The sequence below is a fragment of the Marinobacter sp. 1-4A genome (assembly GCF_016597725.1).
Taxonomy (GTDB): Bacteria; Pseudomonadota; Gammaproteobacteria; order Pseudomonadales; family Oleiphilaceae; genus Marinobacter.
Genome location: NZ_VCGY01000001.1, coordinates 795,919 through 818,577, shown reverse-complemented (window position 1 = coordinate 818,577; position 22,659 = coordinate 795,919). Strand labels below are relative to the sequence as shown.

The following is a 22,659-nucleotide window of genomic DNA, read 5'->3' as shown; positions in this document are numbered from 1 at the left end:
GGAAGAGCAACATGTTTGAAAACCTCCAAGACCGACTTTCCGGTAGCCTGCGCAAGATTTCCGGTCAGGCGCGGCTCACCGATGACAATATAAAGGACACTCTTCGGGAAGTGCGCATGGCGCTGCTGGAGGCCGATGTCGCCTTGCCGGTGGTAAAGGACTTTGTTGAAGGTGTCCGCCAAAGGGCAATCGGGCAAGAAGTTCAGCGCAGCCTCACTCCCGGCCAAGTATTTGTGAAAGTGGTTCAGCAGGAGCTGGAACGAGTGATGGGCGAGGGGAATGAAACCCTTAACCTAGCTGTTCAGCCCCCCGCTGTGATCATGATGGCGGGCCTTCAAGGCGCGGGTAAAACTACTACAGTTGCCAAGCTGGCGCGTTTTCTAAAAGAGCGCCAAAAGAAATCTGTCTTGGTGGTGAGTGCTGACGTTTATCGACCTGCAGCAATTAAGCAGTTGGAAACGCTGGCGGGCGAGGTAGGCGTTGAATTTTTTCCCAGTACCGCGGATCAGGATCCGGTTGTTATTGCCGAAGGTGCTGTTGCGGCAGCCCGCAAGAAACACATTGATGTTGTCATTCTGGATACCGCCGGTCGCCTGCACGTTGACGAGCAGATGATGGGCGAGATCGGTCGGCTGCATAATGCGGTCAAGCCGGTGGAAACTCTCTTTGTAGTCGATGCCATGACAGGGCAGGACGCCGCTAATACGGCGAAAGCGTTCAATGATGCCCTGCCATTGACTGGTGTGGTGCTGACTAAAGCCGACGGTGATGCCCGTGGCGGTGCTGCGCTATCGGTCCGGCATATTACCGGTAAGCCCATTAAATTTATGGGTGTCGGTGAAAAGTCCGATGCTTTGGAGCCATTTCATCCAGATCGGGTTGCGTCCCGGATTCTGGGTATGGGTGACGTGCTCTCTCTTATTGAAGAGGCGGAGCGCAAGCTGGACCAGAAAAAGGCCCAAAAGCTCACCAAGAAAATCAAGAAAGGCAAAAGCTTTGATCTGGAGGACTTCCGGGATCAGCTCCAGCAGATGAAGAATATGGGCGGCATCGGTGGCTTGATGGATAAGCTTCCGGGCATGGGGCAAATGGCACAGGTAGCCCAGCAGCAAGTCAACGATAAGTCTATGGGTCAGCTGGAAGCGATCATCTGTTCCATGACCGCAAAAGAACGCCGTCACCCGGATGTTATCAATAATTCCCGTAAGCGCCGTATAGCCGCAGGCTCCGGAACGCAGATACAGGACGTTAATCGCCTGCTCAAGCAGCACAAGCAAATGCAAAAGATGATGAAAAAGTTTAGCAAAAAGGGCGGAATGGCGAATATGATGCGCGGTCTTGGTGGTATGATGCCGCCGGGCGGTGGTGGCGGTGGAATGCCTCCGTTTGGCCGTATGTAAAAAGCCTTACAAGGAAAACCTGCATTCAGTCTGTTTGCCTGTTTTCTTTGGCGTATTTTTAGCATAGAATAGCGCCCCTTTCGAGTATGGGTCTCCGCGTCAGCCACGGTTGTGGCAAGCGTGAAACGTACAAAGTTCGTATAACAGAACAGGATATTGGTTAAATGGTAACAATCCGTTTGGCTCGTGGCGGTTCCAAGAAGCGCCCGTTCTATCACCTAACAGTAACTGACAGCCGTAACTCACGTGACGGTGCCTTCATTGAACGCGTTGGCTTCTTCAACCCGATCGCCCGCGGTCAGGAAGAGCGTCTGCGCGTTGATCGCGACCGAGTGAATTACTGGGTAGGTCAGGGCGCACAGACCAGCGATCGCGTTGCGCAGCTGCTAAAAACTGCTGAGTAAGCTTTTACTGACAGCCGAGGTTGTAGCATGACGCAGAATTCGCAGGAAACTGTGATCGGTCGAATTACCTCGGTGTTTGGGGTTAAAGGATGGCTCAAAGTCTATTCCTTTACCGACCCCATAGAAGGAATACTTGGCTATACCAACTGGGTTCTTGATCTGGAAGGTAAGCGTATTCCTGTAAAGCTTGAGGAGGGTCGCCGCCAAGGTAAGGCGATCGTTGTCAGGCTTAAAGGTATTGGTGATCGTGAGCTGGCGCGCACTTATTGTGGCGCTGAGATCAAGGTTCCGACTGCTGAGTTGCCAGAGCTCCCTGAAGGCGAGTTTTACTGGCGTCAGTTGCAGGGCCTTAATGTGTTTACGGTTGAGGGTGAGTGCCTCGGAAGAGTGGACCACCTAATAGAAACCGGTTCCAATGACGTACTGGTTGTGCACGCAACGGCTGACTCAATAGATCAGCGGGAGCGCCTGATTCCATATCTTCCTGACCAAGTGGTTCGGGAAATTGATCTGGAAGCGCGCAAGTTGGTTGCAGACTGGGATCCGGAGTTCTGACGGGTGTGGATTGGCGCAGTCAGCCTGTTCCCCGAAATGTTTCAGGCGGTAACGGATTACGGGATAACGAGTAGGGCAGTGCGTGATGGTCTTTTGACCTTCAATAGCTGGAACCCTCGAGAGTTTACCGAAGACCGTCACCGCACCGTTGACGACCGTCCTTACGGGGGTGGCCCGGGTATGCTGATGAAAATTCAGCCGCTCAGAGATGCCATCCACGCAGCACGGAAAGCAGCGCCAGGAAAAGCCTGTGTGGTTTATCTATCACCTCAGGGTGAAACGCTGAATCAAGCTGTAGTTGAGTCACTGGCTGCAGAAGAGCGTCTAATTCTGGTTGCAGGCCGTTATGAAGGTGTTGATGAGCGCCTGATAGCAACAGAAGTCGACCGGGAAATATCTTTGGGAGACTTTGTGCTTTCTGGTGGCGAGTTAGCAGCGATGACTGTTATTGATGCGGTTACACGCCTCATCCCCGGAGCGCTGGGTCATGCGCAGTCGGCAGAACAAGATTCATTTGCTGACGGTTTGCTGGATTGTCCGCACTACACCCGGCCCGAAGTTTACGAAGGTCAGGCGGTGCCGGATATTTTGTTGGGCGGTCACCATGATCAGATCCGGCGTTGGCGACTCAAGCAGTCGCTGAGGCGAACCCGGGAACGACGCCCCGACCTGCTCGAAAAGCGGGTGCTTACGGATGAAGAGCGTGAGTTGCTGGGTGAGATTTTAAACGAACCGTGTGCCTCTGAATCATCAGGGCATTAAAAGATTGGGTATCAGGAGCATTACGATGAGCGGCAAGAACAACATCATCAATCAAATTGAAACAGAGCAGATGACCAAGGAAATCCCCCCGTTTGCGCCGGGTGATACCGTGGTTATTCAGGTTCGTGTAACGGAAGGCAACCGTGAGCGTCTGCAGGCGTTCGAAGGTGTTGTTATCGGTAAGCGTAACCGTGGCATGAACTCGTCATTCACCGTACGGAAGATTTCCTACGGCGTAGGCGTTGAGCGTACTTTCCAGACCTTCTCCAAGCTGATCGACAGCATTTCAGTGAAGCGTCGTGGTGATGTGCGTCAAGCCAAGCTTTACTACTTGCGCGAGCTGTCTGGTAAGGCGGCACGTATCAAGGAAAAGCTGGGCTGATCAGCTTCCGCTGAGCAACCTTGCAGTGAAAAAGGCAGCCTTAGGGCTGCCTTTTTCGATTCTGGCGAGCCAGAATGCAGTATTGTGAATGAGGTTGTCAGAGAGCGAGTCTATGAGGCCCGAAGATGAAGCAGTAGTAGTCCGGTTCGTCGATGCGGTTTGGCTTGAGGATGGTCTGGGTGAAAAGACCCGTCAGGCGTATCGCAGTGATCTGCAGCGGTTGTCGGCCTGGTTGGAGGGTCGCCCCGGTAAGCCCTTGTTGGCGCAGGTGCGACGAACGGATCTACTGGACTGGATGGCCAGCGGTCTTGCCCAAGGCCTTAAAACATCTACTGCAGCCCGTCGGCTTTCGGGTATTCGGCGCTTCTATCGGTTTCTTCTTCGCGAACGCCTGATAGCTGAAGATCCCACATTGCGTATCGACAGCCCCCGCTTACCACGCCGACTACCCGACTCACTGACTGAGCAGGAAGTGGACGCGCTGCTGGCTGAGCCGGATCCCGGATTGCCCATTGAGCAGCGCGACAAAGCTATGTTGGAAATACTCTATGGGTGCGGTCTTCGTGTGTCTGAACTCACCGAGCTGCGTGTTGATCAGGTTAACCTGCGCCAAGGGGTTATACGTGTGACGGGCAAGGGCGACAAAGAGCGGTTGGTCCCTTTGGGGGAAGAGGCGGTAGACTGGCTTTTGCGATATATGAAAGAGGGGCGCCCGGAGCTACTCAAGGGCCGTGCCTGCGATGCGCTGTTTCCCGGTAACCGGGCGGCAGCCATGACGCGGCAAACCTTTTGGCATCGTGTTCGCCAATACGCCGTGCGCACTGGTATTCGCAAGCATTTATCACCCCATACGCTCAGGCATGCTTTTGCAACCCATTTGCTAAACCATGGCGCTGACCTGCGTGTGGTTCAAATGTTGCTAGGTCACTCTGATCTTTCTACCACCCAGATATACACCCACGTTGCACGCCAGCGCTTGCAGTCGCTGCATCAGGCTCACCATCCCCGTGGTTGAGCTTGTGATTTTTCGGTAAGGTAGGGTTTTGAACTTTTGTTCCACGCAGGTGTCGCAGAGTTCTAGGTTTCGTGGCTGGCGTGGGTGTTCCCGCAAGTCCTTTTAATATTCGACGGAATAGGTGTGTTTGCCAGAATGAATGTAAAACGGTTTTTTGTGACGGTTGTGATGACAGTTGGAGTTCTGGGCTCGCCCTACGGTATTGCAGGTGATGTTGAAGATGGCATCAGCGACAGGCTCTCCAGTGCCGTGCCGGGGTTGAAAATTCTGTCGGTGCAAGAGTCCGAAGCTAAAGGGCTTTATGAAGTTCAAAGCGCTAACGGTGAAACCATCTATACCACGTCTGACGGGCAGTATCTGCTTACCGGCGATTTGCTCAAGATTACTGACAAGGGCATCGCCAACGTGACAGAAGAGGCCAGAGCCGGACAGCGCCAGAAGACCATGGAAAGTTATGGCAAGGATGGGCTTATCACATTCAAGGCAAGCAATGAAAAAGCCGTGATCGATGTATTTACCGATATTGACTGCCCCTATTGCCGCAAACTCCATGATGAGGTGCCGCAACTCAATGAGTACGGTATCACAGTGAATTACTATGCCTATCCGCGCTCCGGCCCTGGCCAACCATCGTTTGTGAAATACGAATCCGTTTGGTGCGCGGAGGACCAGCAAGCTGCGATGAGCGCAGCAAAAGCCGGTAAAGCAGTGCCTGCGGCCGAGTGCGAAAACCCTGTGTTGGAGCAGTTTAAGCTTGGCCAGCGGGTTGGTGTTACGGGCACGCCTGCAATTGTGCTGGAGGACGGCAACATTGTGCGGGGCTATGTACCAGCCAAGAGTCTTGCCGACGGGCTTGGCCTGCTTTAAAACGGTTACGAACTTCTGTGACTTGCTTTTGGTTCGGGGCTTATTCATCAAGCCCTGAATCGGTATACTATGCGGCCTTTCAGCGCCGCAATTGCACTTTGCTGCGCTATTACAATACATCAGGACCCCTTCGGGATCAGAGGTGAGAGCTTGAAAGACGTCAATGTCGGAATCTGCGGACTGGGAACCGTTGGCGGCGGTACATTCAATGTATTGACTCGTAATGCCGCACTTATTGCGGGCCGTTCGGGCTGTAATATCCGAATTACCCGGGTAGCTAGCCGGCGTAACCGTGACGATTTAGATCTTGGCGATGTGGCCTTCAGCACCGAGATCTTCGATGTGGTGAACGACCCCGCGGTCGACGTTGTGGTAGAGCTGATCGGTGGTTATGAAACCGCACGTGAGCTAGTGCTAGCAGCCATCGGCAATGGTAAACACGTGGTCACTGCCAACAAGGCGTTGATTGCCGTTCATGGTAACGAGATATTTGCCGCTGCAGAAAAGGCTGGCGTTGTGGTTGCCTATGAAGCGGGTGTTGCAGGCGGCATTCCTGTAATGAAGGCTATTCGTGAAGGCTTGGCGGGTAATCGTATTGATTGGATTGCTGGCATTATCAACGGCACGGGTAACTATATTCTTACCGAAATGCGGGCCGGCCGTGCGTTTGCTGAGGTGCTTAAAGAAGCTCAGGATCTCGGTTACGCGGAAGCAGACCCGACTTTTGACGTTGAGGGTATCGATGCAGCCCATAAGCTGACCATTCTCGCTTCGGCAGGTTTTGGCGTTCCTCTGCAGTTTGAAAAAGCCTTTACCGAAGGGATTTCGTCAATCACACCTTACGACATTGCCCACGCGGAGCAACTTGGCTATCGCATCAAGCATCTGGGTATTGCGCGCCGTCGGGATGACGGTATCGAGCTGCGTGTGCATCCCACTCTGGTTCCTCAAAGCCACCTGATTGCTCAGGTTGATGGCGTTCTGAACGCTGTTCTTGTAGATGGTGACGCGGTCGGCCAGACCATGTATTACGGCCCTGGTGCGGGTGATGAAGCAACGGCTTCTGCAGTCATTGCAGATGTTGTCGATGTTGCGCGCATCGTGGCCAGTGGAAGCACGTTGAGAGTGCCTTACCTCGGATTTACCCCGGATGCTCTGGAAAATCTGGATGTACTTTCCATGGAAGATATCCAGTCTGCCTACTATCTGCGCATAACCGCTTTGGACCGCCCTGGTGTGCTGGCTAAGATAGCATCCATTCTGAGTGAGCACGGCATCAATATCGAGTCGATCATGCAGAAAGAGTCGGAAATGAAAGATGGTCGTATTCCGGTCATTATCCTCACTCACACTGTGCAGGAGCGGCAGATCAACCGCGCTATTGAAGAGCTGGAGTCCCTCTCTGATACAGACGGCCCGGTTGTACGTATTCGCGCCGAAAACTTTAACTGAGAAAACCATAACCAGCAGGTACTCACGTGAGATACATCAGTACGCGGGGAGAAGCACCCGCACTGGGCTTTGAAGACGTTTTGCTCACAGGGTTAGCCCCCGACGGCGGCCTTTATGTGCCGGAATCACTCCCGCACTTCAGTTTGGAAGAGATCCGCAGCTGGCGTGGGCTTCCATACACGGAGCTTGCGTTCAATATTATGTATCCGTTTGTGGAGGAGGCCATTCCAGAGGCTGATTTCCGGCAGATGCTTGATGACACCTACAGTGTCTTTGCCCATAAAGCGGTTGCTCCGTTGGTGCAGCTTGATGCTAACGAATGGGTGATGGAGCTATTCCGCGGGCCAACATTGGCATTCAAGGATTTTGCCCTTCAGTTGCTCGGCCGCTTGCTGGATCATGTGCTTGAAAAGCGTCAGGAGCACGCAGTAATTATGGGCGCGACTTCCGGGGATACCGGGTCTGCGGCTATTGAGGGCTGTCGCCGCTGTGAGCACGTGGATATCTTCATCCTGCACCCTTACGAGCGTGTATCTGAAGTACAGCGTCGCCAGATGACCACGGTGCAAGGTGACAACATCCACAATATTGCCATTAAAGGCAATTTTGATGACTGCCAGCGCATGGTTAAAGAGAGCTTTGGCGACCAGTCGTTTCTGGGTGGTAAAGCCAAACTGGCAGCAGTGAACTCCATTAACTGGGCCCGGATCATGGCTCAGATTGTTTACTACTTCCATGCTTCACTCGCTCTCGGTGGCCCGGATCGCAGCATGGCATTTTCTGTGCCTACCGGTAATTTTGGAGATATCTTTGCCGGCTATCTGGCAAAGAAGATGGGGCTTCCCATATCGCAGTTGGTCATCGCCACCAACAAAAACGATATTCTCCATCGCTTCATGAGTGGCAACAAATACGAGCAACATAAACTTGAGCACACCCTTTCGCCGAGTATGGACATTATGGTGTCCAGCAACTTTGAGCGTTTGCTGTTCGATCTTCACGGCCGTGATGGGCTTGCAGTTAAAGAACTGCTCGAAAACGCGGCCAAAGGCCCTGTTAGTATTGAAGATTACCGCTGGAAGAAGGCGCGTAAGCTGTTTGACAGCGCTGCCGTTGATGATAAGGCGACGTGTGACACCATCCGTGAAGTCTATCAGCAGAACGAATACCTGCTAGACCCCCACACCGCCATTGGCGTGCACGCTGCTCGGGCTTGTCGCCGTGATGATCAAATTCCGATGATCACCCTTGGCACCGCTCATCCTGCCAAGTTCCCTGATGCCATCGTTGAATCCGGACTGACGGTTAAACCGGCACTTCCGGCTCACATGGCAGATCTGTTCGAGCGGGAGGAGCGATACACCGTGCTCGACAACGATAGAGCAGGGGTTCAGGCATTTATCGCAAAGCACTGGAAGAATGCATAATCCTGTATGACACCCAAAAAGATCCTGCGTCGTCCCCGCCCGGAGAGCTATCCGGGTTGGGGGCAAGATCTACCCCCTTTGCTCCGCCGCCTCTATGCCGCTCGCGGTGTTACCTCCGATAGCCAATTGAGTTACACCCTCAAACACCTGGCTTCGCCTTTCGAGTTGCGGGGCATCGACCGCGCGGTTGAACTCCTGACAGATGCCATTGTCCAAAACCAGCGGGTACTTGTACTCGGTGATTTTGATGCTGATGGCGCTACCAGCACAGCAGTCGCCATGCTTGGGCTCTCCATGCTCGGATTGCAGCGCATTGATTTTCGTGTACCCAGCCGCTTTTCGGATGGTTATGGACTGACTCCGGGGATTATTGAGCGACTCCTCGAAGACGGTGAACTGCCAGATCTCCTGGTGACGGTGGATAACGGAATCTCAGCCATCGAGGGTGTACGTGCAGCGAAGGAACTGGGCATCAAAGTGGTGGTTACGGATCACCACCTTGCTGGTGAAACGCTCCCGGATGCCGATGCCATTGTAAATCCCAATCAACCGGGTTGTGCCTTCCTGAGTAAACATGCTGCGGGCGTGGGTGTTATGTTCTACGTGCTCACTGCCCTGCGCAAAAAACTAAGGGAAGCTGGCCTCTTGCCACAACCGGAGCCCAACTTGGGTAGTCTGTTGGATCTGGTTGCGCTGGGTACAGTCGCTGACGTAGTTCCGCTGGATCACAATAATCGCATTTTTGTCGAACAGGGCTTGCGCCGAATCCGCCAAGGCGAAGCCCGCCCGGGCATCCTTGCACTGCTTGAAGTGGCTGGCCGAGAGCATGGGAACATAAGCTCAACCGATCTCGGATTTGTAATTGGCCCAAGGCTCAACGCAGCCGGCCGACTCGACGATATGAGTGTTGGCATAGCCTGCCTGTTGGCAGACAACCCGGACGAAGCCCGCCGACTTGCCCGTGAACTGGATACCTTCAACCGGGAAAGGCGCACCATCGAAAAAGACATGAAAACCCAGGCGCAGGACCTACTCGCTTCCATGTCTTTGGATCTGGAAGGGCTACCTTGGGGGCTGGCGCTGTTTGATCAGGAGTGGCACCAAGGGGTCATTGGTATTCTTGCGGCCAGAATCCGCGAACAGACCCATAGACCCACCATCGCGTTTGCGCCGGATGAAAACGGTGTGGATATAAAAGGCTCAGCCCGATCCATTCCGGGCCTCCATATCCGCGATGTGCTGGCGGTTGTGGACTCACGGTATCCCGGTGTGATGCATAAATACGGTGGCCACGCGATGGCGGCTGGTATGACCTTAGCCCGGCGCGACCTCGATACATTCTCCGATGCTTTCGATCAGGCTGTGCGGGATACTCTCACCGCCGCAGACCTTGAGGCAGCGATCACCACCGATGGCCCGCTAAGTTCGGATGAACTGTCGCTGGAAACGGCAGCGCTGCTCAAGCGTGCGGGTCCTTGGGGGCAGCACTTCCCGGAGCCTTTGTTCGATGGCGAGTTTCGGGTGGTCAGCCAGCGTATTGTGGGCGAAAACCACTTGAAGCTGGTTTTGCAGCCTGTGGATGGCAGCGGCATTATTGATGGCATTGCATTCAATACCGGGCCGGAAGTTCCTGATTATACGCGCACTGGGGCTCGTGTGGTTTATAAGCCTGATGCCAACACATTTCGGGGGCGGACTAATCTACAGCTATTGGTGGATTATCTGGAGCCGCTTTCCTAGTGTCCCGTCTGGCTAATTCGCTGACGGGACACTAGCTGAGTTAGTTTTATTGCGGGCCTTGCTGTTTGGTGGGTGGTCACGGGGCAGGTCTGCACTTGGCACAGTCCACAGTATCGCAGGCTCGTTTCACATATCGGGCGCTGGTCAGGAACGGCTTTCCGGGAGTGTCGAAAACAGGGATGTTTTCGTCAAGCTTACAAGGACGTATTCACAGCGTCTCCCGGAAAGCCGTTCCTGACCAGTGCTGGCACAAATGCAGCGGCTGATTTACCGCCAGAATTCCGGTAGAATCCCGCCATTATTTTCCAACATTGAGTAATGGTCTTATGGAAGTTAATCCCATTGTGACGAAGATTAAAGAGCTTCGTGAGCGCACTGAGACGCTCAGGGGGTATCTTTGACTACGATCAGCGCAGTGAACGGCTGGTCGAAGTAGAACGAGAAATGGAAATGCCCACAGTGTGGGATGATCCCGAGCGTGCGCAGGCATTGGGCAAAGAACGCTCTGACCTTGACCTGATTGTCCGCACCATCGACAACCTCACAACCGGACTATCCGATGCAGAAAGCCTGCTCGAAATGGCTGTAGAGGAAGACGACGCAGATACAGTAACCGAAATCGAATCGGATCTTTCCACACTTGATGCCGAACTCGAAAAGCTCGAATTCCGCCGCATGTTTTCCGGCGAGATGGACCCCAATAACGCCTATCTTGAAATTCAGGCTGGGTCGGGCGGCACCGAGGCGCAGGATTGGGCGAATATGCTTCTGCGTATGTACCTGCGCTGGGCAGAGAGCCGAGGCTTTAAGACCGAGATTGTAGAACTTCAGGAAGGTGATGTAGCAGGCGTGAAAAGTGCCACTATTCACATTCAAGGTGAGTATGCGTTCGGCTGGTCGCGCACGGAAACCGGCGTCCACCGGTTGGTGCGTAAGTCGCCTTTCGACTCCGGCAACCGCCGCCATACATCTTTCTCTTCGGTGTTTGTATCACCGGAAGTGGATGACAGCTTCGAAATCGAAATCAACCCGGCAGATCTGCGGGTGGATGTTTATCGTGCCTCCGGTGCCGGTGGTCAGCACGTTAACCGGACAGAATCCGCAGTGCGTTTGACCCACAACCCCACAGGTATTGTTGTTGCCTGTCAGGCCGGTCGAAGCCAGCATCAGAACAAAGATCAGGCCATGAAGCAGCTTAAAGCCAAGCTCTATGAGCGTGAGATGCAAGAGCGTAACGCCGAGAAGCAGAAAGCTGAAGACGCAAAGTCTGATATCGGATGGGGCAGCCAGATTCGGTCTTACGTGCTGGATGATGGCCGCATCAAGGATTTGCGTACCAAGGTTGAAACCAGCAACACCCAAGCGGTGTTGGATGGTGAGATCGACAAGTTTATTGAAGCCAGCCTGAAAATGGCGCTGTAACCAGCGCCATCGCCAAGCCAACCCGAGCACCTTTGATTTTTTGTGAGCCAACATGACTGAACACACCAAGAATGCACCGCAAGAGGACAACAGGCTGATTGCTGAGCGCCGTGCCAAGCTGGCAGAGCTGCGCGAGAGCGGTAACGCCTTCCCCAACGACTTCCGACGTGATGCCACCGCCGCCGAACTGCAGGCGAAATACGGTGATAAGAGCAAGGAAGAGCTGGAGTCCATGGGCATAAAAGTTGCCGTGGCCGGTCGCATGATGCTTGATCGTAAAGCATTTAAAGTGATTCAGGACATGACTGGTCGCATGCAAATTTATGCCACCAAAGATGTGCAGAAAGACACCAAACACTGGGATCTGGGTGACATTGTGGGCGTGCGCGGCATGCTGACAAAATCCGGAAAGGGCGACCTGTATGTGACCATGGATGAGTACGTACTGCTCACTAAATCGCTGCGCCCGCTGCCGGAGAAGCACAAAGGCCTGACGGATACGGAATCGCGCTATCGCCATCGCTATGTTGACTTGATGGTTAACGAAGACAGCCGCCGGGTATTTCTTGCGCGCTCTAAGATCATTACCGCCATGCGCCAGTTTTTTGCTGATCGCGACTTCATGGAAGTGGAAACGCCCATGCTTCAAGTGATTCCTGGCGGAGCAACAGCGCGGCCGTTTATGACTCACCACAACGCTCTGGGTATTGATATGTACCTGCGCATTGCCCCTGAGTTGTACCTGAAGCGCTTGGTTGTGGGCGGTTTTGAGCGGGTGTTTGAGATTAACCGTAACTTCCGGAACGAAGGGCTCTCTACCCGTCATAATCCAGAATTTACCATGGTGGAGTTCTATCAGGCTTACGCTGATTACAACGACCTGATGGATTTGACAGAAGACATGCTGCGCACGATTGCGGAACAAGTGTTGGGGTCTACCACGGTTGTGAATACCCGTATTTTGGCCGATGGTACGGAAGAGTCGATCGAATACGACTTTGGCAAACCCTTCGAGCGCTTGACCGTGGTAGACGCCATCCTGCGCTACTGCCCCGATGTGACTGCTGAGCAGCTTGCGGACGAGGCTTCTGCCCGTCAGGTAGCCAAAGACTTGGGCATTCACGTCAAAAAAGGGTGGGGCTTGGGTAAGATTCAAATCGAAATCTTTGAAGCGACGGCCGAGCATCGCCTGATGCAACCAACGTTCATAACCGAATACCCGAAAGAGGTATCGCCTCTTGCCCGTTGTAAAGACAGCAACCCGTTTGTGACGGAGCGCTTCGAGTTCTTCGTGGGTGGTCGTGAAATTGCCAACGGCTTTTCCGAGCTTAACGATGCCGAAGACCAGGCTGAACGTTTTCAGGCGCAGGTTGCGGAGAAAGATGCCGGTGACGACGAGGCCATGTTCTACGACGAAGATTACGTGATGGCGCTGGAGTACGGTTTGCCGCCGACTGCAGGAGAGGGTATAGGCATTGACCGCCTGGCCATGCTGTTGACCGACTCACCATCGATCCGCGACGTCATTCTGTTCCCGGCGATGCGCCCTGAGCACAAAGCCGAAAGCTCGAAAAGCGAGAGTACCGAAGACAAGGAGTAAGTACCATGCACCCGGTTCAGGCACTGGCAAACCATCTCAGGCCCGGCCGGGGCTGGAAAGAACACCTCGCAGACGAATTCCGCCAGCCCTATATGCAGGCACTGGCGGAGTTTCTCGCTGCGGAAGAAAACGCAGGAAAGATTCTCTTCCCCGACAGTGAACATTGCTTTAATGCCCTCAACAGCACGCCTCTGGATCAGGTTCGTGTTGTCATACTCGGTCAAGACCCCTACCACGGCCCCGGTCAGGCCCACGGCCTATGCTTCTCAGTAAGGCCGAACGTTCCTACGCCGCCGTCCCTCGTTAACATATTTAAAGAAATCCAAAGCGATCTTGGAATATTGCCGCCTGATCATGGCTGCTTACAGCCTTGGGCGGAGCAGGGTGTTTTACTGCTCAACAGTGTGCTCACCGTTGTTCAGGGGCAGGCTGGCGCGCATCAGGGAAAAGGTTGGGAGACGTTTACCGACCGAGTGATTGAGACGGTAAACCGCGAACGTGATGGTGTCGTTTTTCTGCTCTGGGGCAGCTATGCCAAAAAGAAGGGGCAGCAGATCGACCGTAATCGCCATCTGGTCCTCGAAGGACCACATCCGTCACCACTCAGCGCCTATCGCGGATTCTTTGGTTGTAAGCACTTCTCCCGAGCTAATGAATGGCTTGTAGAGCAGGGAAGTAGGCCGATAAATTGGGATTTGCCTTCCAGAGCTGACCTAGGTTGTTCGTGAATGAAACTCCGGTGATGCGATAGCAGTTGCGCGGGAGGCTCCCCCCCCCCGCGTAACTGCTCAGGCAGTAATTTGAAGGGGGGCAGTGGCTACTGAAGCAAAGCCATAGCCGCTTCCATCTGGGCGTTCAGGTCTTCCTCTTCGTTCATGTCAATATTTGGATCAATACCAAGACGGCTAAAAGCTGAAATGGCAGACCAGTCCATTTGCGCCCAAGGGTGCTCAGTGCCAGCAACCAGTTGCAGGTTTGCCACCATAACCAAGTCAGCATAGTCTGCTGCTGGCACTTCCCTTTGAAAGTTCGCGAACTCCAGAGGAACAGTCTGCAAATCTTTTGGAAAATCCCACTTTTTAAGGATGGTCGCACCAATTTTCGGGTGCAACTCCTCAATGATGTTATCCAGCATAATGCTGCTGATCTGCAAATCTTCGTCTTCCACGTAGCGCAAAATGGGCAGAACACCAATGAGATGAACCAAGCCGGCCAAAGTAGCTTGATCTGGCTTCAGCTTTGTATAGTGCTGGGCTAAAACGTGGCATACGCCCGCAACCTCGGTACTGGTTTGCCAAGTTGCGCGCAGACGCTTGTCGATCATTTCGGAGGTTGCCTGAAACATCTGCTGCATGGCCAACCCCATGGCCAAGTTGCTGGTGTAGGCCATGCCCAACCGGCTAACCGCCATATTCAAGTTCTCTATGGCACGGTTACCCCGAAACAAAGGGCTGTTGCACACGCGGATAATACGAGCAGAAAGCGCCGTATCGTTGCTAATCACCTTAACCAGATCGCCAATGGCAGAGTCTTCAGACTCTGCTATCTCGCGCACTTGAAGCGCGGCTTCCGGTAGGGTGGGGAGTAGCAGCTTGTCGTTTTCGATTGCGGCTGTAAGGTCTGCTTTGATGGTTTCGGCAATATTCGACATGGTTCTGTAAGGATCCGCTTGTCAGTTCGAAAGGCCCGTTATGTTGCACACCGGGCTCCTCGAAGATCAGAATTATAAACCCTATTTATAGCAAACTCTCGCGGGTTTTCCTGTCAACTTATGTATCCTTTGGTTCGGTGTTCTCACGTTCGCTTACGGTGTAGGGCAGCGGTTGTTGCTCCAGCAAAGTCTCTGGCAGACCATCCGCAGTCAGCGCGTCGTTGGCAGCATCGTGTCTAATAACCGCAAGTAGTTCGCAAGAACCATCACTGAAGCCGACCGCGTTAACCACCTCGCCCACTGAGCGTTCGCCCGCCATAATGGAGGTGCCCGGTGCAGGAATGCAGTTGGTTGCAGCGGCGCGAAATCGAAATAGGCTTTTTTTGAGCTGCCCGAGAAAGTGCATTCGAGCGATGACTTCTTGGCCGGTGTAACAGCCTTTCTTAAAATGCATGCCGCCAAGATGCTGCCAATTGAGCATTTGCGGCACATAGGATTCGCTGGTGGCCGTGCTCAACATTGGAACGCCTGCGGCAATTTCCGAAGCTTGCCAGTCGGCTAGCGTTTTCTGGGGGATGCTCTCCAGAGCAAGATCGTTTGCACCGGGTTGCCAGAGTTCAAAACGCGGCAGCCCCTCAGCGGTACTTTCTGTCCGAATTAAAAACCCTGAATCCAACTCTAGAGTATCTCCAGAGGACGTCAGGGTATTCAAATTATCTCCAGCAAGACTAGATGCGGCCTCATTGCCTAGCAGTCCAATGATCTGGGCCTCTGTTTGCAGCTCCATGGAGGTGCCACGAAAAAGCATCAAGTATTTGCGCAGGTGGGTCATGATGGATTCTGCGAGTTCGGAGGGCAGATCCATTAGAATGTCCTCGCCATCGCGGACTAAACGCGTTAGGCAGTAGGCGCGGCCTTTAGGTGTGGCACCTGCGGCGCGAGGTGATTTGCCGGTTTTGACATCGTCAAGACTTTGGCTCAGCTGGCCTTGTAGAAATTTATCTGTTCCCGGTCCGGAGATGCGCACCAGAACACGATTGGTTAGCAAGGCGCGACCGTAAGCGGGGGGTGGAAACTCCGCGGATGTGTATACAGCCGAGGCTGAAACAGGTGCTTCTGTGCCAGTCATTGGAGAACTCCGGGCAAAATGTTATTCAGAGGGTTGCTGAGCGCGGCCAAGTCGGAGCCACATTCTCAGGCGACGAAACTGATCTTCGGGTAGGTTACCAGCAATCCGTGTGGCGGAGAGTAACACTACCGAGTATGCAGCATATTTGGAGGCGACAGGCTTGAGTTTCAAGAGTGCAATCTTGGAGCTCATGCGGCTCGAAGGGCAGGCGTTCACCGCGAGAATTTGCCCATTGCCGAGGTGTGCGTAGAGGGTATTTTGATTCTGGCTCAAGCCCACAACCGCCGATGGCCCAGCCAACAGCCCATTTAGCCGGTATTGGACTAGAGCGCCCGCTAGAGTTAGCGGCACCAGCCCGTACATCCAGTTTTTGCCAGCAACACCTGCAATCAGTAAGAAAGCGCTGGCAGCCAGCCATGGTGCGGCAGCCAGACATCCAACAGCACCACAGCGCGATAGCTTCAGATCAATCTGGCTGGACACGACTAAGAATAATATCAACGATGCGCTGCAGGTCGGCATCGTCTGGACGGGCACGCTGCATGAACCATTCGAACATGTCGGCGTCTTCGCAGGCTAGGAGTTTTTTGTAGCGTTCCTGATCCGCCGCATCCAGATCCAGATAGGCTTCCTCCAGAAAGGGAATCAGTAGGACATCCAATTCCAGCATGCCGCGACGGCTGTGCCACCAGAGGCGTTTGAACTCTGGGTTTTCTGAAGAACGGAGGGTGTCTTGCATAGTTGCTCTCTTGGTCATCCCTTTACGGCGAAGGGGTTCTGTAGGTCGTTGGTATCAGTACGGTATCACGGGCTTCGTGTAGTAGTCCCGGATAATCCAGTGTGTAGTGCAGGCCGCGGCTTTCTTTACGCTGCAATGCGGAACAAATAATTAAGTCAGACACTGTGACCAAGTTTCTCAGCTCCAGCAGGTCGTTGGTTACTCGGTAGTTGCTATAAAATTCGCTGATTTCGGCGGACAGTAGATCAACCCGGTGCTTCGCTCGTTGAAGGCGCTTGGTGGTACGCACAATGCCCACGTAATCCCACATAAAATGACGCAGTTCGTCCCAGTTGTGTGAGATCACAACGTCTTCGTCGGAATCCCGAACCTGACTTTCGTCCCATGCCGGAGCGTCTGGCGGAGGCGGGATGTCTGCTTCCCGGCGTGTTATATCGGCGGCAGCGGCTCGGCCATATACCAGACATTCCAGTAACGAATTGCTGGCCATTCGGTTGGCGCCATGGAGCCCGGTAAATCCAGCTTCCCCGACCACGTAGAGCTGGTTGATGTCGGTTCGCGCGCGCTCGTCGCTGACAATGCCGCCACAGGTATAGTGCGCGGCTGGCACCACGGGAATAGGTTCGCGGGTAATGTCGATGCCAAATTCCAGACATTTCTCGTAAATAGTTGGGAAGTGGTGCCGGATGAAGTCAGCCGGTTTATGGCTTATATCAAGATACAGATGGTCGGCGCCCAGCCGTTTCATTTCATGGTCAATGGCTCTGGCCACTATATCCCGAGGTGCCAGTTCTCCTCGCTTATCAAAACGATCCATGAAGCGGGAGCCATCGGGCAGTTTCAACAGGCCACCTTCGCCTCGAACGGCTTCAGTAATCAGGAACGACTTTGCGTGAGGGTGGTACAGACAGGTTGGGTGGAACTGGTTGAATTCCATGTTGGCCACGCGACAGCCTGCACGCCAGGCCATAGCGATACCGTCACCGGAGGCGCCGTCTGGATTGGTGGTGTACCGGTACGCTTTGGATGCGCCGCCGGTTGCGATAACAGTGAAGCGCGCTCTAAAAAGCTCCACATGGTTGTCTTCAAGGTTCAGTATGTAGGCGCCAACGCAGCGGTTGCCCGGTAAGGCCAGTTTTCGGTTGGTAATCAAATCGACCGCAACGCGCCCCGATCTGAGTTCAATGTTTGATCTGGCTTGCGCTTGAGCTGTGAGTGTTGTGGATACGGCGTGGCCGGTGGCATCAGCCGCGTGGATAATGCGTCGATGGCTGTGGCCGCCTTCACGGGTAAGGTGGAATTGGGCGTCTGTGTCCCGGGTAAAGTCAACGCCCGTACCGATCAGCCATTCAATGCTTTCTTTGCTGTTCTCTACCGTAAAGCGCACGGCCTCTTCATTGCAAAGTCCGCCGCCTGCCGCAAGCGTGTCTTGCACATGGTTTTCGGTGGAATCCTGATCGTCCAGAACGGCGGCTATGCCACCCTGGGCCCAGAGTGTTGCGCCGCTGCTAATGTCGGCTTTGCTGACAACGCATATGTTTAAGTGCTCTGGCAGATTCAGTGCAACGGTTAAGCCGGCAGCTCCGCTACCAATAATAAGCACGTCGTATTCATAGGACTGTGGCATCGGGTCGTTATCGCAGGCCATAATGTGGGTGTGTATTGAACTAAACTTTACGCTTGCTGTCTATTTGGCCTGATGGATGACTGGCCTTTAATGGCTGGGTCGTCGTTTCCTAACCACGGGCGCCGGACAGTGAGTATGAACCATCAGAAACTCGTATCGGCCGGTAAACTGGCCACCAAACCGGAGCTTACCGGCATATCGTCCATGGCACCCGATAACGAAAAAAAACAGGCTGATCAGCCAGACAGTCAAACCGATCTTCAACTCGTTCGCAAAGTTCGGAATGGAGATCGCGCAGCGTTTGATCTCTTGGTTGTGAAATACCAGTCAAGGGTGGCTTCAATTATCAGCCGTTATGTCTACGACAGTCAGGAAGTCATGGACCTTACTCAAGAGGCGTTCATCAAGGCATATCGTGCCATTGACCGCTTTCGTGGTGATAGTGCTTTTTATACCTGGCTGTACCGGATTGCGGTGAACACTGCGAAAAACCATCTTGAGTCCCGTAGCCGAAGGCCTCAAGGCAGCGCTGATTCTGCCGAAGCAGAGAACTTTGACGGCGGGCGTCGCTTACGCGATGTCGCCTCGCCAGAGCGTTTGCTGCAACGGGACCAGTTGCAGAAAGAGCTCAGCAATGCCATTGCCAACTTGCCGGAAGAGCTGCGATCCGCCTTCCTTCTGCGGGAGTACGACGGCCTCAGTTATGAGGACATAGCGCGGATTCTGGAGTGCCCCATTGGCACCGTGCGTTCGCGTATTTTTCGGGCCAGAGATGCTGTTGACAAGCATCTAGGGCCTTTGCTCAATCATTCGGTGACGTAATTGAAGGTGCATCCTATGGATGATCGTCTCAGAGAAACATTGTCTGCCATGATGGATGATGAGGCCGACGAACTGTCGGTTCGGCGTTTGTTATCCCATGAAAATCAAGCGGATGTGTGTGCCCAGTGGCAGCGGTGGCAAGGTGTGCATGACTTGATGCACAGAGGCCACTCTCCGGCTGAGGTTATCGATGTAAGTGCCGCTGTGCGTGAAGAGCTGGATGGCCGGGCAAGATCGCAAGCGCCTGAGGTTTCCGGGTATCGCGAGTTGCGACGGCCGTGGCAATGGCCCGCGGCGGTTGCAATGGTAGCAACCGCGCTGCTAGTTGGCTTCGGCGCTGGTACAGGCTGGGATTCCGGTGCTGCATCGCCTGCAGATGCTATGGCCTCAAACTCTGTAACGGCAAAGCCTGTGAATGAAAAGCTAGACAAGGTTGCCCCGGTTCAGGAAGTTGCTTTGCACGGGCTTGATGAGAAACAGTGGGAACACATGAGCCGCTACCTGCTGGAGCATGCCCAGCATAATAGTGTGGGTGCCGGGCAGGGCTCGGTGGGCTATGCCCGCCTTGTTAGCGCAAGCGGCGGCTACTGACTGTAAGCAATGAAGGTGTCCATGAGCAAAGCTCGTTATTTTGGCCTGAGCCCTACCGGATTGACATTGCGCGGGTTTTTGGCGCTTTTGTTGGCGATGTTAATGCCAGCACAGGTATCTGCTGCTGAGAAAACAGCAGCTGACTGGCTTGAACAGTTGGGGCCAGCCCTTAATATGACCTCTTACCGAGGTGTATTCGTCTATGCCCGCGGGGCCAGCGTTCACTCTATGCAGATTGCGCATCGCTATCACAATGGCATTGTTGAGGAGCGGTTGGTACTGCAGGATGGCGGCAGTGGTGAGATTGTGCGCCGGGATATGAATGTAGTCTGCGTACTCCCTGAGCAGGGCAAGGTACAGCTTGAGCAGATTATTCCATCTGGGCCATTTGCGGAAGCTTTCACCAGCAAGCTGGTTCCGGTTAGCCGCTGGTACAGTGCGGAATTAAAGGGTGAAGACCGAATTGCAGGGTATGAAGTGGTTACCATCGGGCTAACCGCCAAAGACCGGCATAGATACAGTCACAACCTTTGGCTGGAAAAATCTACCGGGCTTTTGGTAAAAAGCCATGTGCGTACAGCAGGTGGTGAGGTGCTGGAGCACTTCCAGTTCACCAGTTTGGAGATTACAGACGATATTCCAGATAGTGAGTTACAGATTCGCACCGAGGGCCGCGAAATTTCCCGTACTTTGGGTGGTAAAGGCACAGGGGAAGAGTATTCGAAAATGCCGCGTATGCACGGGTGGCACCTTGGTTGGCGGCCGGAAGGGTTTGAGCCGGCTGCCGCACCAAGATCCGGAAAAGGACAGGCGGTTGCATTTTCGGATGGGCTGGCGGCGTTTTCTGTATTTGTCGAGCCAGCCGGTAAAGTTACCATGCCCACGGGAGCTTCGCGTATAGGGGCTACAACCATTTATATGCGACAGCTGGAGAGCGGCGACAGGGTGTTTCTGGTAACCGTGGTGGGTGAGTTGCCCCCTGCTTCAGCGCGTCAGGTGGCCGAGTCTGTGCGAATTGACGAAGCTTTTGTATTGGGTGCCAGGAAGCCGTGATTACCGAAACCGGAAAAGTCGTTGCCGTTACAGGTGAGCATGCTTGGGTCCAGACCATCCGTGCCAGTGCTTGCCAGAGCTGCTCGGCACGTAACGGATGCGGGCAGAAAGTTCTGGCGTCAGCGACCGGCGGGCGCGCCAATCAGGTTCGGGTTGTTAATTCCGTAAACGCCTGCGTGGGTGAAGACGTCACTCTTGGTATTGATGAAAGCGCACTCCTCGGTGCGTCGCTGCTGGTGTACGCTTTGCCGTTGCTGCTCATGGTGGTGGCCAGCATGGTCGGGCACCAGCTTTCTGGTGGTAGCGATGTTTTTGCTATGGCCGGCGCTGCTGCGGGACTTGCATCAGGCTTTTTAATCAGCCGAAAATTACAGCGCCGGAATGCCGGCAGCTATGAACCCAGACTGCTTCGGGTTAACCGTATCCCGGCCGGAGTGGTTTCCCATTCAGACTCGCTAACATGACTAACAGGGGATCCTGATATGCTGAGAATAGCACCAGCAATTACCCGGTTTTCCCCGGCATCACTCACTCAGAGGGTGCCGGCTTCTGTGCTGATGATGCTACTTGCGATTTTGCTTTTGGCTTGGAGTCAGACAAGTTTGGCGCGGGGCCTGCCAGACTTCACCGGACTGGTTGAAGAAAATGCAGATGCGGTAGTTAATATAAGCACCACCAGTGCAGCATCAGCTGGGAATACGCGTTTCCACGGTTTGCCTTTTGATGAGCGACAGCTCGACCAGCTGCCAGAGTTTTTTCAAGAATTCTTTCGTGGGCCTCAATCGCCTTTTGGCGGAGCACCGGGTAGCTCTCAGCCTCGTCGTTCTATGGGGTCGGGGTTCATTGTGTCGGCTGATGGTTACGTGCTGACAAATAACCATGTGGTTGAAGGTGCCGACGAGATCATTGTTCGGCTCAACGATCGGCGTGAGTTGCCTGCCACGCTGGTTGGCACAGATCCTCGCTCAGATATGGCTGTACTCAAACTGGAAAATGGCGACGACTTGCCTGTCGTTAAAACAGGGCGCTCCAAAGATCTCAAAGTGGGTGAATGGGTGTTCGCCATCGGTTCGCCGTTTGGTTTTGATTACACGGTTACAGCGGGCATCGTCAGCGCCTTGGGGCGGTCACTTCCATCGGAAAACTATGTGCCCTTCATCCAAACAGACGTAGCCATCAACCCTGGGAACTCCGGCGGTCCGCTGTTTAATCTGGACGGTGAAGTTATTGGTATTAACTCGCAGATTTACACCCGCTCTGGCGGCTTCATGGGTGTTTCGTTTGCCATTCCTATTGACGATGCCATGAGCGTATTCCGGCAGATTCGTGATAAAGGTTCAGTTTCCCGTGGTTGGCTGGGTGTGCTGATTCAAGAAGTGAATCGGGATTTGGCTGAGTCGTTTGGCCTCAAGCGCCCAAGGGGTGCGTTGATCGCAGAAGTGATGGATGGCTCGCCAGCTCAGGCAGGTGGACTGCAGTCTGGAGATATTGTTCTTGAGTACGATGGTGAAGACATTCATTTGTCGTCAGACCTTCCACCTATGGTTGGTCGCACGCCAGTGGGTGAGTCCGCTCGCTTGACCGTTCTTCGCAGCGGAAAAGAGATTACGCTGGATGTGGAAATCGGCCAACTGCCGGATGAGCGCGGCGCGCAACAAGCGGCTCCTTCGAGTGGCAGTTCGTCCACAGCGCCTCTTGGACTTACTGTTGAGCCATTGGCGCCGGATTTGGCAGACTCCATTGGAGTATCCGGCGGTGTTGTCGTGACCGGCGTTGGCAGGGGGCCAGCTTACAATGCCGGAATTCGTCCGAGGGACGTTATCACCGAAATTAACAGGAAGGCCGTATCCTCAGTCGAGGACTTCCGCAAAGTTGTCAGAACCTTGCCGGAAGGCCGGGCGGTCTCCGTTCGCGTAGTGCGTCAGGGGCGGGCAATTTATCTGGTAATGAAGCCCTAATAGCGTTATCCGATAACCCACTGGCGATAGTAAAAAAGCCTTCAGGCCTGATGTTAAAAACGA

At 54.0% G+C, this 22,659-nt stretch carries 23 protein-coding genes; 18 read left to right on the top strand and 5 right to left on the bottom strand.

Annotated elements, in window-relative coordinates:
• The first annotated feature begins 11 nt into the window (after positions 1 to 11).
• The 13 genes from ffh to ung all read left to right on the top strand — a co-directional run bounded on the left by ffh (position 12) and on the right by ung (position 13,754).
• Positions 12 to 1,400 (top strand): signal recognition particle protein, encoded by a 1,389-nt coding sequence (gene ffh, locus FE845_RS03595; protein WP_200361795.1) that lies wholly within the window; start codon positions 12 to 14, stop codon positions 1,398 to 1,400.
• Between the two features lie 164 nt (positions 1,401 to 1,564).
• Positions 1,565 to 1,804, top strand: a complete 240-nt coding sequence (gene rpsP / locus FE845_RS03590) for a 30S ribosomal protein S16 (protein ID WP_200361794.1) — start codon at positions 1,565 to 1,567, stop codon at positions 1,802 to 1,804.
• 27 nt (positions 1,805 to 1,831) lie between these two features.
• Positions 1,832 to 2,359 carry a ribosome maturation factor RimM gene (gene rimM, locus FE845_RS03585; RefSeq protein WP_200361793.1) on the top strand — a complete coding sequence of 176 codons (528 nt, stop codon included), beginning with the start codon at positions 1,832 to 1,834 and terminating at the stop codon, positions 2,357 to 2,359.
• A gap of 3 nt (positions 2,360 to 2,362) precedes the next feature.
• Positions 2,363 to 3,121: a tRNA (guanosine(37)-N1)-methyltransferase TrmD gene (gene trmD, locus FE845_RS03580; protein ID WP_200361792.1), complete on the top strand. Its 759-nt coding sequence runs from the start codon at positions 2,363 to 2,365 to the stop codon at positions 3,119 to 3,121.
• Between the two features lie 25 nt (positions 3,122 to 3,146).
• Positions 3,147 to 3,503, top strand: a complete 357-nt coding sequence (gene rplS / locus FE845_RS03575) for a 50S ribosomal protein L19 (RefSeq protein WP_200361791.1) — start codon at positions 3,147 to 3,149, stop codon at positions 3,501 to 3,503.
• Positions 3,504 to 3,615: 112 nt separating this feature from the next.
• On the top strand, positions 3,616 to 4,518 hold the full coding sequence (gene xerD / locus FE845_RS03570) for a site-specific tyrosine recombinase XerD (protein WP_200361790.1): 903 nt from the start codon (positions 3,616 to 3,618) through the stop codon (positions 4,516 to 4,518).
• Positions 4,519 to 4,653: 135 nt separating this feature from the next.
• Positions 4,654 to 5,385, top strand: coding sequence for a DsbC family protein (locus FE845_RS03565; protein WP_200361789.1), 732 nt, complete (start codon positions 4,654 to 4,656; stop codon positions 5,383 to 5,385).
• Positions 5,386 to 5,535: 150 nt separating this feature from the next.
• On the top strand, positions 5,536 to 6,837 hold the full coding sequence (locus tag FE845_RS03560) for a homoserine dehydrogenase (protein WP_200361788.1): 1,302 nt from the start codon (positions 5,536 to 5,538) through the stop codon (positions 6,835 to 6,837).
• A 26-nt stretch (positions 6,838 to 6,863) separates the two neighbouring features.
• Positions 6,864 to 8,264, top strand: coding sequence for a threonine synthase (gene thrC / locus FE845_RS03555; RefSeq protein ID WP_200361787.1), 1,401 nt, complete (start codon positions 6,864 to 6,866; stop codon positions 8,262 to 8,264).
• Positions 8,265 to 8,270: 6 nt separating this feature from the next.
• On the top strand, positions 8,271 to 10,004 hold the full coding sequence (recJ, locus tag FE845_RS03550) for a single-stranded-DNA-specific exonuclease RecJ (RefSeq protein ID WP_200361786.1): 1,734 nt from the start codon (positions 8,271 to 8,273) through the stop codon (positions 10,002 to 10,004).
• A 326-nt stretch (positions 10,005 to 10,330) separates the two neighbouring features.
• Positions 10,331 to 11,426, top strand: a protein-coding gene (gene prfB, locus FE845_RS03545) for a peptide chain release factor 2 (RefSeq protein WP_200361785.1) whose coding sequence is annotated in 2 segments (ribosomal slippage) — positions 10,331 to 10,402 and positions 10,404 to 11,426 — 1,095 coding nt in all. Because the reading frame shifts where the segments join, the coding sequence is not laid out codon by codon here.
• Positions 11,427 to 11,478: 52 nt separating this feature from the next.
• On the top strand, positions 11,479 to 13,026 hold the full coding sequence (gene lysS / locus FE845_RS03540) for a lysine--tRNA ligase (protein WP_200361784.1): 1,548 nt from the start codon (positions 11,479 to 11,481) through the stop codon (positions 13,024 to 13,026).
• A 5-nt stretch (positions 13,027 to 13,031) separates the two neighbouring features.
• A complete protein-coding gene (gene ung / locus FE845_RS03535; RefSeq protein WP_200361783.1) occupies positions 13,032 to 13,754 on the top strand; it encodes a uracil-DNA glycosylase in 723 nt (240 codons plus the stop codon).
• An 89-nt stretch (positions 13,755 to 13,843) separates the two neighbouring features.
• Here the strand turns inward: ung and FE845_RS03530 are convergent, their stop codons facing one another.
• From FE845_RS03530 to nadB, 5 genes are all read right to left on the bottom strand, one after another.
• Positions 13,844 to 14,677 (bottom strand): HDOD domain-containing protein, encoded by an 834-nt coding sequence (locus tag FE845_RS03530; protein WP_200361782.1) that lies wholly within the window; start codon positions 14,675 to 14,677, stop codon positions 13,844 to 13,846.
• 118 nt (positions 14,678 to 14,795) lie between these two features.
• On the bottom strand, positions 14,796 to 15,806 hold the full coding sequence (locus FE845_RS03525; protein ID WP_200361781.1) for a YgfZ/GcvT domain-containing protein: 1,011 nt from the start codon (positions 15,804 to 15,806) through the stop codon (positions 14,796 to 14,798).
• A gap of 21 nt (positions 15,807 to 15,827) precedes the next feature.
• Complete coding sequence (locus FE845_RS03520; protein ID WP_200361780.1) at positions 15,828 to 16,289, bottom strand: hypothetical protein; 462 nt, start codon at positions 16,287 to 16,289, stop codon at positions 15,828 to 15,830.
• On the bottom strand, positions 16,273 to 16,545 hold the full coding sequence (locus FE845_RS03515) for a succinate dehydrogenase assembly factor 2 (RefSeq protein ID WP_200361779.1): 273 nt from the start codon (positions 16,543 to 16,545) through the stop codon (positions 16,273 to 16,275). Before FE845_RS03515 ends, FE845_RS03520 begins: the two co-directional genes overlap by 17 nt.
• 22 nt (positions 16,546 to 16,567) lie before the next feature.
• Entirely contained in the window at positions 16,568 to 18,172 is a 1,605-nt protein-coding gene (gene nadB, locus FE845_RS03510) for an L-aspartate oxidase (protein WP_200361778.1), read from the bottom strand.
• A 135-nt stretch (positions 18,173 to 18,307) separates the two neighbouring features.
• On the opposite strand from nadB, the gene rpoE reads away from it, so the two are divergent.
• The 5 genes from rpoE (at position 18,308) to FE845_RS03485 (ending at position 22,596) form a co-directional block, all read left to right on the top strand.
• Entirely contained in the window at positions 18,308 to 18,994 is a 687-nt protein-coding gene (gene rpoE / locus FE845_RS03505) for an RNA polymerase sigma factor RpoE (RefSeq protein ID WP_200361777.1), read from the top strand.
• A gap of 15 nt (positions 18,995 to 19,009) precedes the next feature.
• Positions 19,010 to 19,585, top strand: a complete 576-nt coding sequence (locus tag FE845_RS03500) for a sigma-E factor negative regulatory protein (RefSeq protein WP_200361776.1) — start codon at positions 19,010 to 19,012, stop codon at positions 19,583 to 19,585.
• Between the two features lie 21 nt (positions 19,586 to 19,606).
• Positions 19,607 to 20,638, top strand: a complete 1,032-nt coding sequence (locus tag FE845_RS03495; protein WP_200361775.1) for a MucB/RseB C-terminal domain-containing protein — start codon at positions 19,607 to 19,609, stop codon at positions 20,636 to 20,638.
• Positions 20,635 to 21,102, top strand: a complete 468-nt coding sequence (locus tag FE845_RS03490) for a SoxR reducing system RseC family protein (RefSeq protein WP_200361774.1) — start codon at positions 20,635 to 20,637, stop codon at positions 21,100 to 21,102. Before FE845_RS03495 ends, FE845_RS03490 begins: the two co-directional genes overlap by 4 nt.
• 93 nt (positions 21,103 to 21,195) lie before the next feature.
• A complete protein-coding gene (locus FE845_RS03485; protein WP_200361870.1) occupies positions 21,196 to 22,596 on the top strand; it encodes a DegQ family serine endoprotease in 1,401 nt (466 codons plus the stop codon).
• Positions 22,597 to 22,659 lie beyond the last annotated feature (63 nt).

What these genes read in the sequence shown, in the direction of transcription:
- ffh (WP_200361795.1), top strand. Translation starts at nt 12, where the DNA reads ATGTTTGAAAACCTCCAAGACCGACTTTCCGGTAGCCTGCGCAAGATT.
- rpsP (WP_200361794.1), top strand. Translation starts at nt 1,565, where the DNA reads ATGGTAACAATCCGTTTGGCTCGTGGCGGTTCCAAGAAGCGCCCGTTC.
- rimM (WP_200361793.1), top strand. Translation starts at nt 1,832, where the DNA reads ATGACGCAGAATTCGCAGGAAACTGTGATCGGTCGAATTACCTCGGTG.
- rplS (WP_200361791.1), top strand. Translation starts at nt 3,147, where the DNA reads ATGAGCGGCAAGAACAACATCATCAATCAAATTGAAACAGAGCAGATG.
- xerD (WP_200361790.1), top strand. Translation starts at nt 3,616, where the DNA reads ATGAGGCCCGAAGATGAAGCAGTAGTAGTCCGGTTCGTCGATGCGGTT.
- FE845_RS03565 (WP_200361789.1), top strand. Translation starts at nt 4,654, where the DNA reads ATGAATGTAAAACGGTTTTTTGTGACGGTTGTGATGACAGTTGGAGTT.
- recJ (WP_200361786.1), top strand. Translation starts at nt 8,271, where the DNA reads ATGACACCCAAAAAGATCCTGCGTCGTCCCCGCCCGGAGAGCTATCCG.
- lysS (WP_200361784.1), top strand. Translation starts at nt 11,479, where the DNA reads ATGACTGAACACACCAAGAATGCACCGCAAGAGGACAACAGGCTGATT.
- ung (WP_200361783.1), top strand. Translation starts at nt 13,032, where the DNA reads ATGCACCCGGTTCAGGCACTGGCAAACCATCTCAGGCCCGGCCGGGGC.
- FE845_RS03530 (WP_200361782.1), bottom strand. Translation starts at nt 14,677, where the DNA reads ATGTCGAATATTGCCGAAACCATCAAAGCAGACCTTACAGCCGCAATC.
- FE845_RS03525 (WP_200361781.1), bottom strand. Translation starts at nt 15,806, where the DNA reads ATGACTGGCACAGAAGCACCTGTTTCAGCCTCGGCTGTATACACATCC.
- FE845_RS03515 (WP_200361779.1), bottom strand. Translation starts at nt 16,545, where the DNA reads ATGCAAGACACCCTCCGTTCTTCAGAAAACCCAGAGTTCAAACGCCTC.
- nadB (WP_200361778.1), bottom strand. Translation starts at nt 18,172, where the DNA reads ATGCCACAGTCCTATGAATACGACGTGCTTATTATTGGTAGCGGAGCT.
- rpoE (WP_200361777.1), top strand. Translation starts at nt 18,308, where the DNA reads ATGAACCATCAGAAACTCGTATCGGCCGGTAAACTGGCCACCAAACCG.
- FE845_RS03500 (WP_200361776.1), top strand. Translation starts at nt 19,010, where the DNA reads ATGGATGATCGTCTCAGAGAAACATTGTCTGCCATGATGGATGATGAG.
- FE845_RS03495 (WP_200361775.1), top strand. Translation starts at nt 19,607, where the DNA reads ATGAGCAAAGCTCGTTATTTTGGCCTGAGCCCTACCGGATTGACATTG.
- FE845_RS03485 (WP_200361870.1), top strand. Translation starts at nt 21,196, where the DNA reads ATGATGCTACTTGCGATTTTGCTTTTGGCTTGGAGTCAGACAAGTTTG.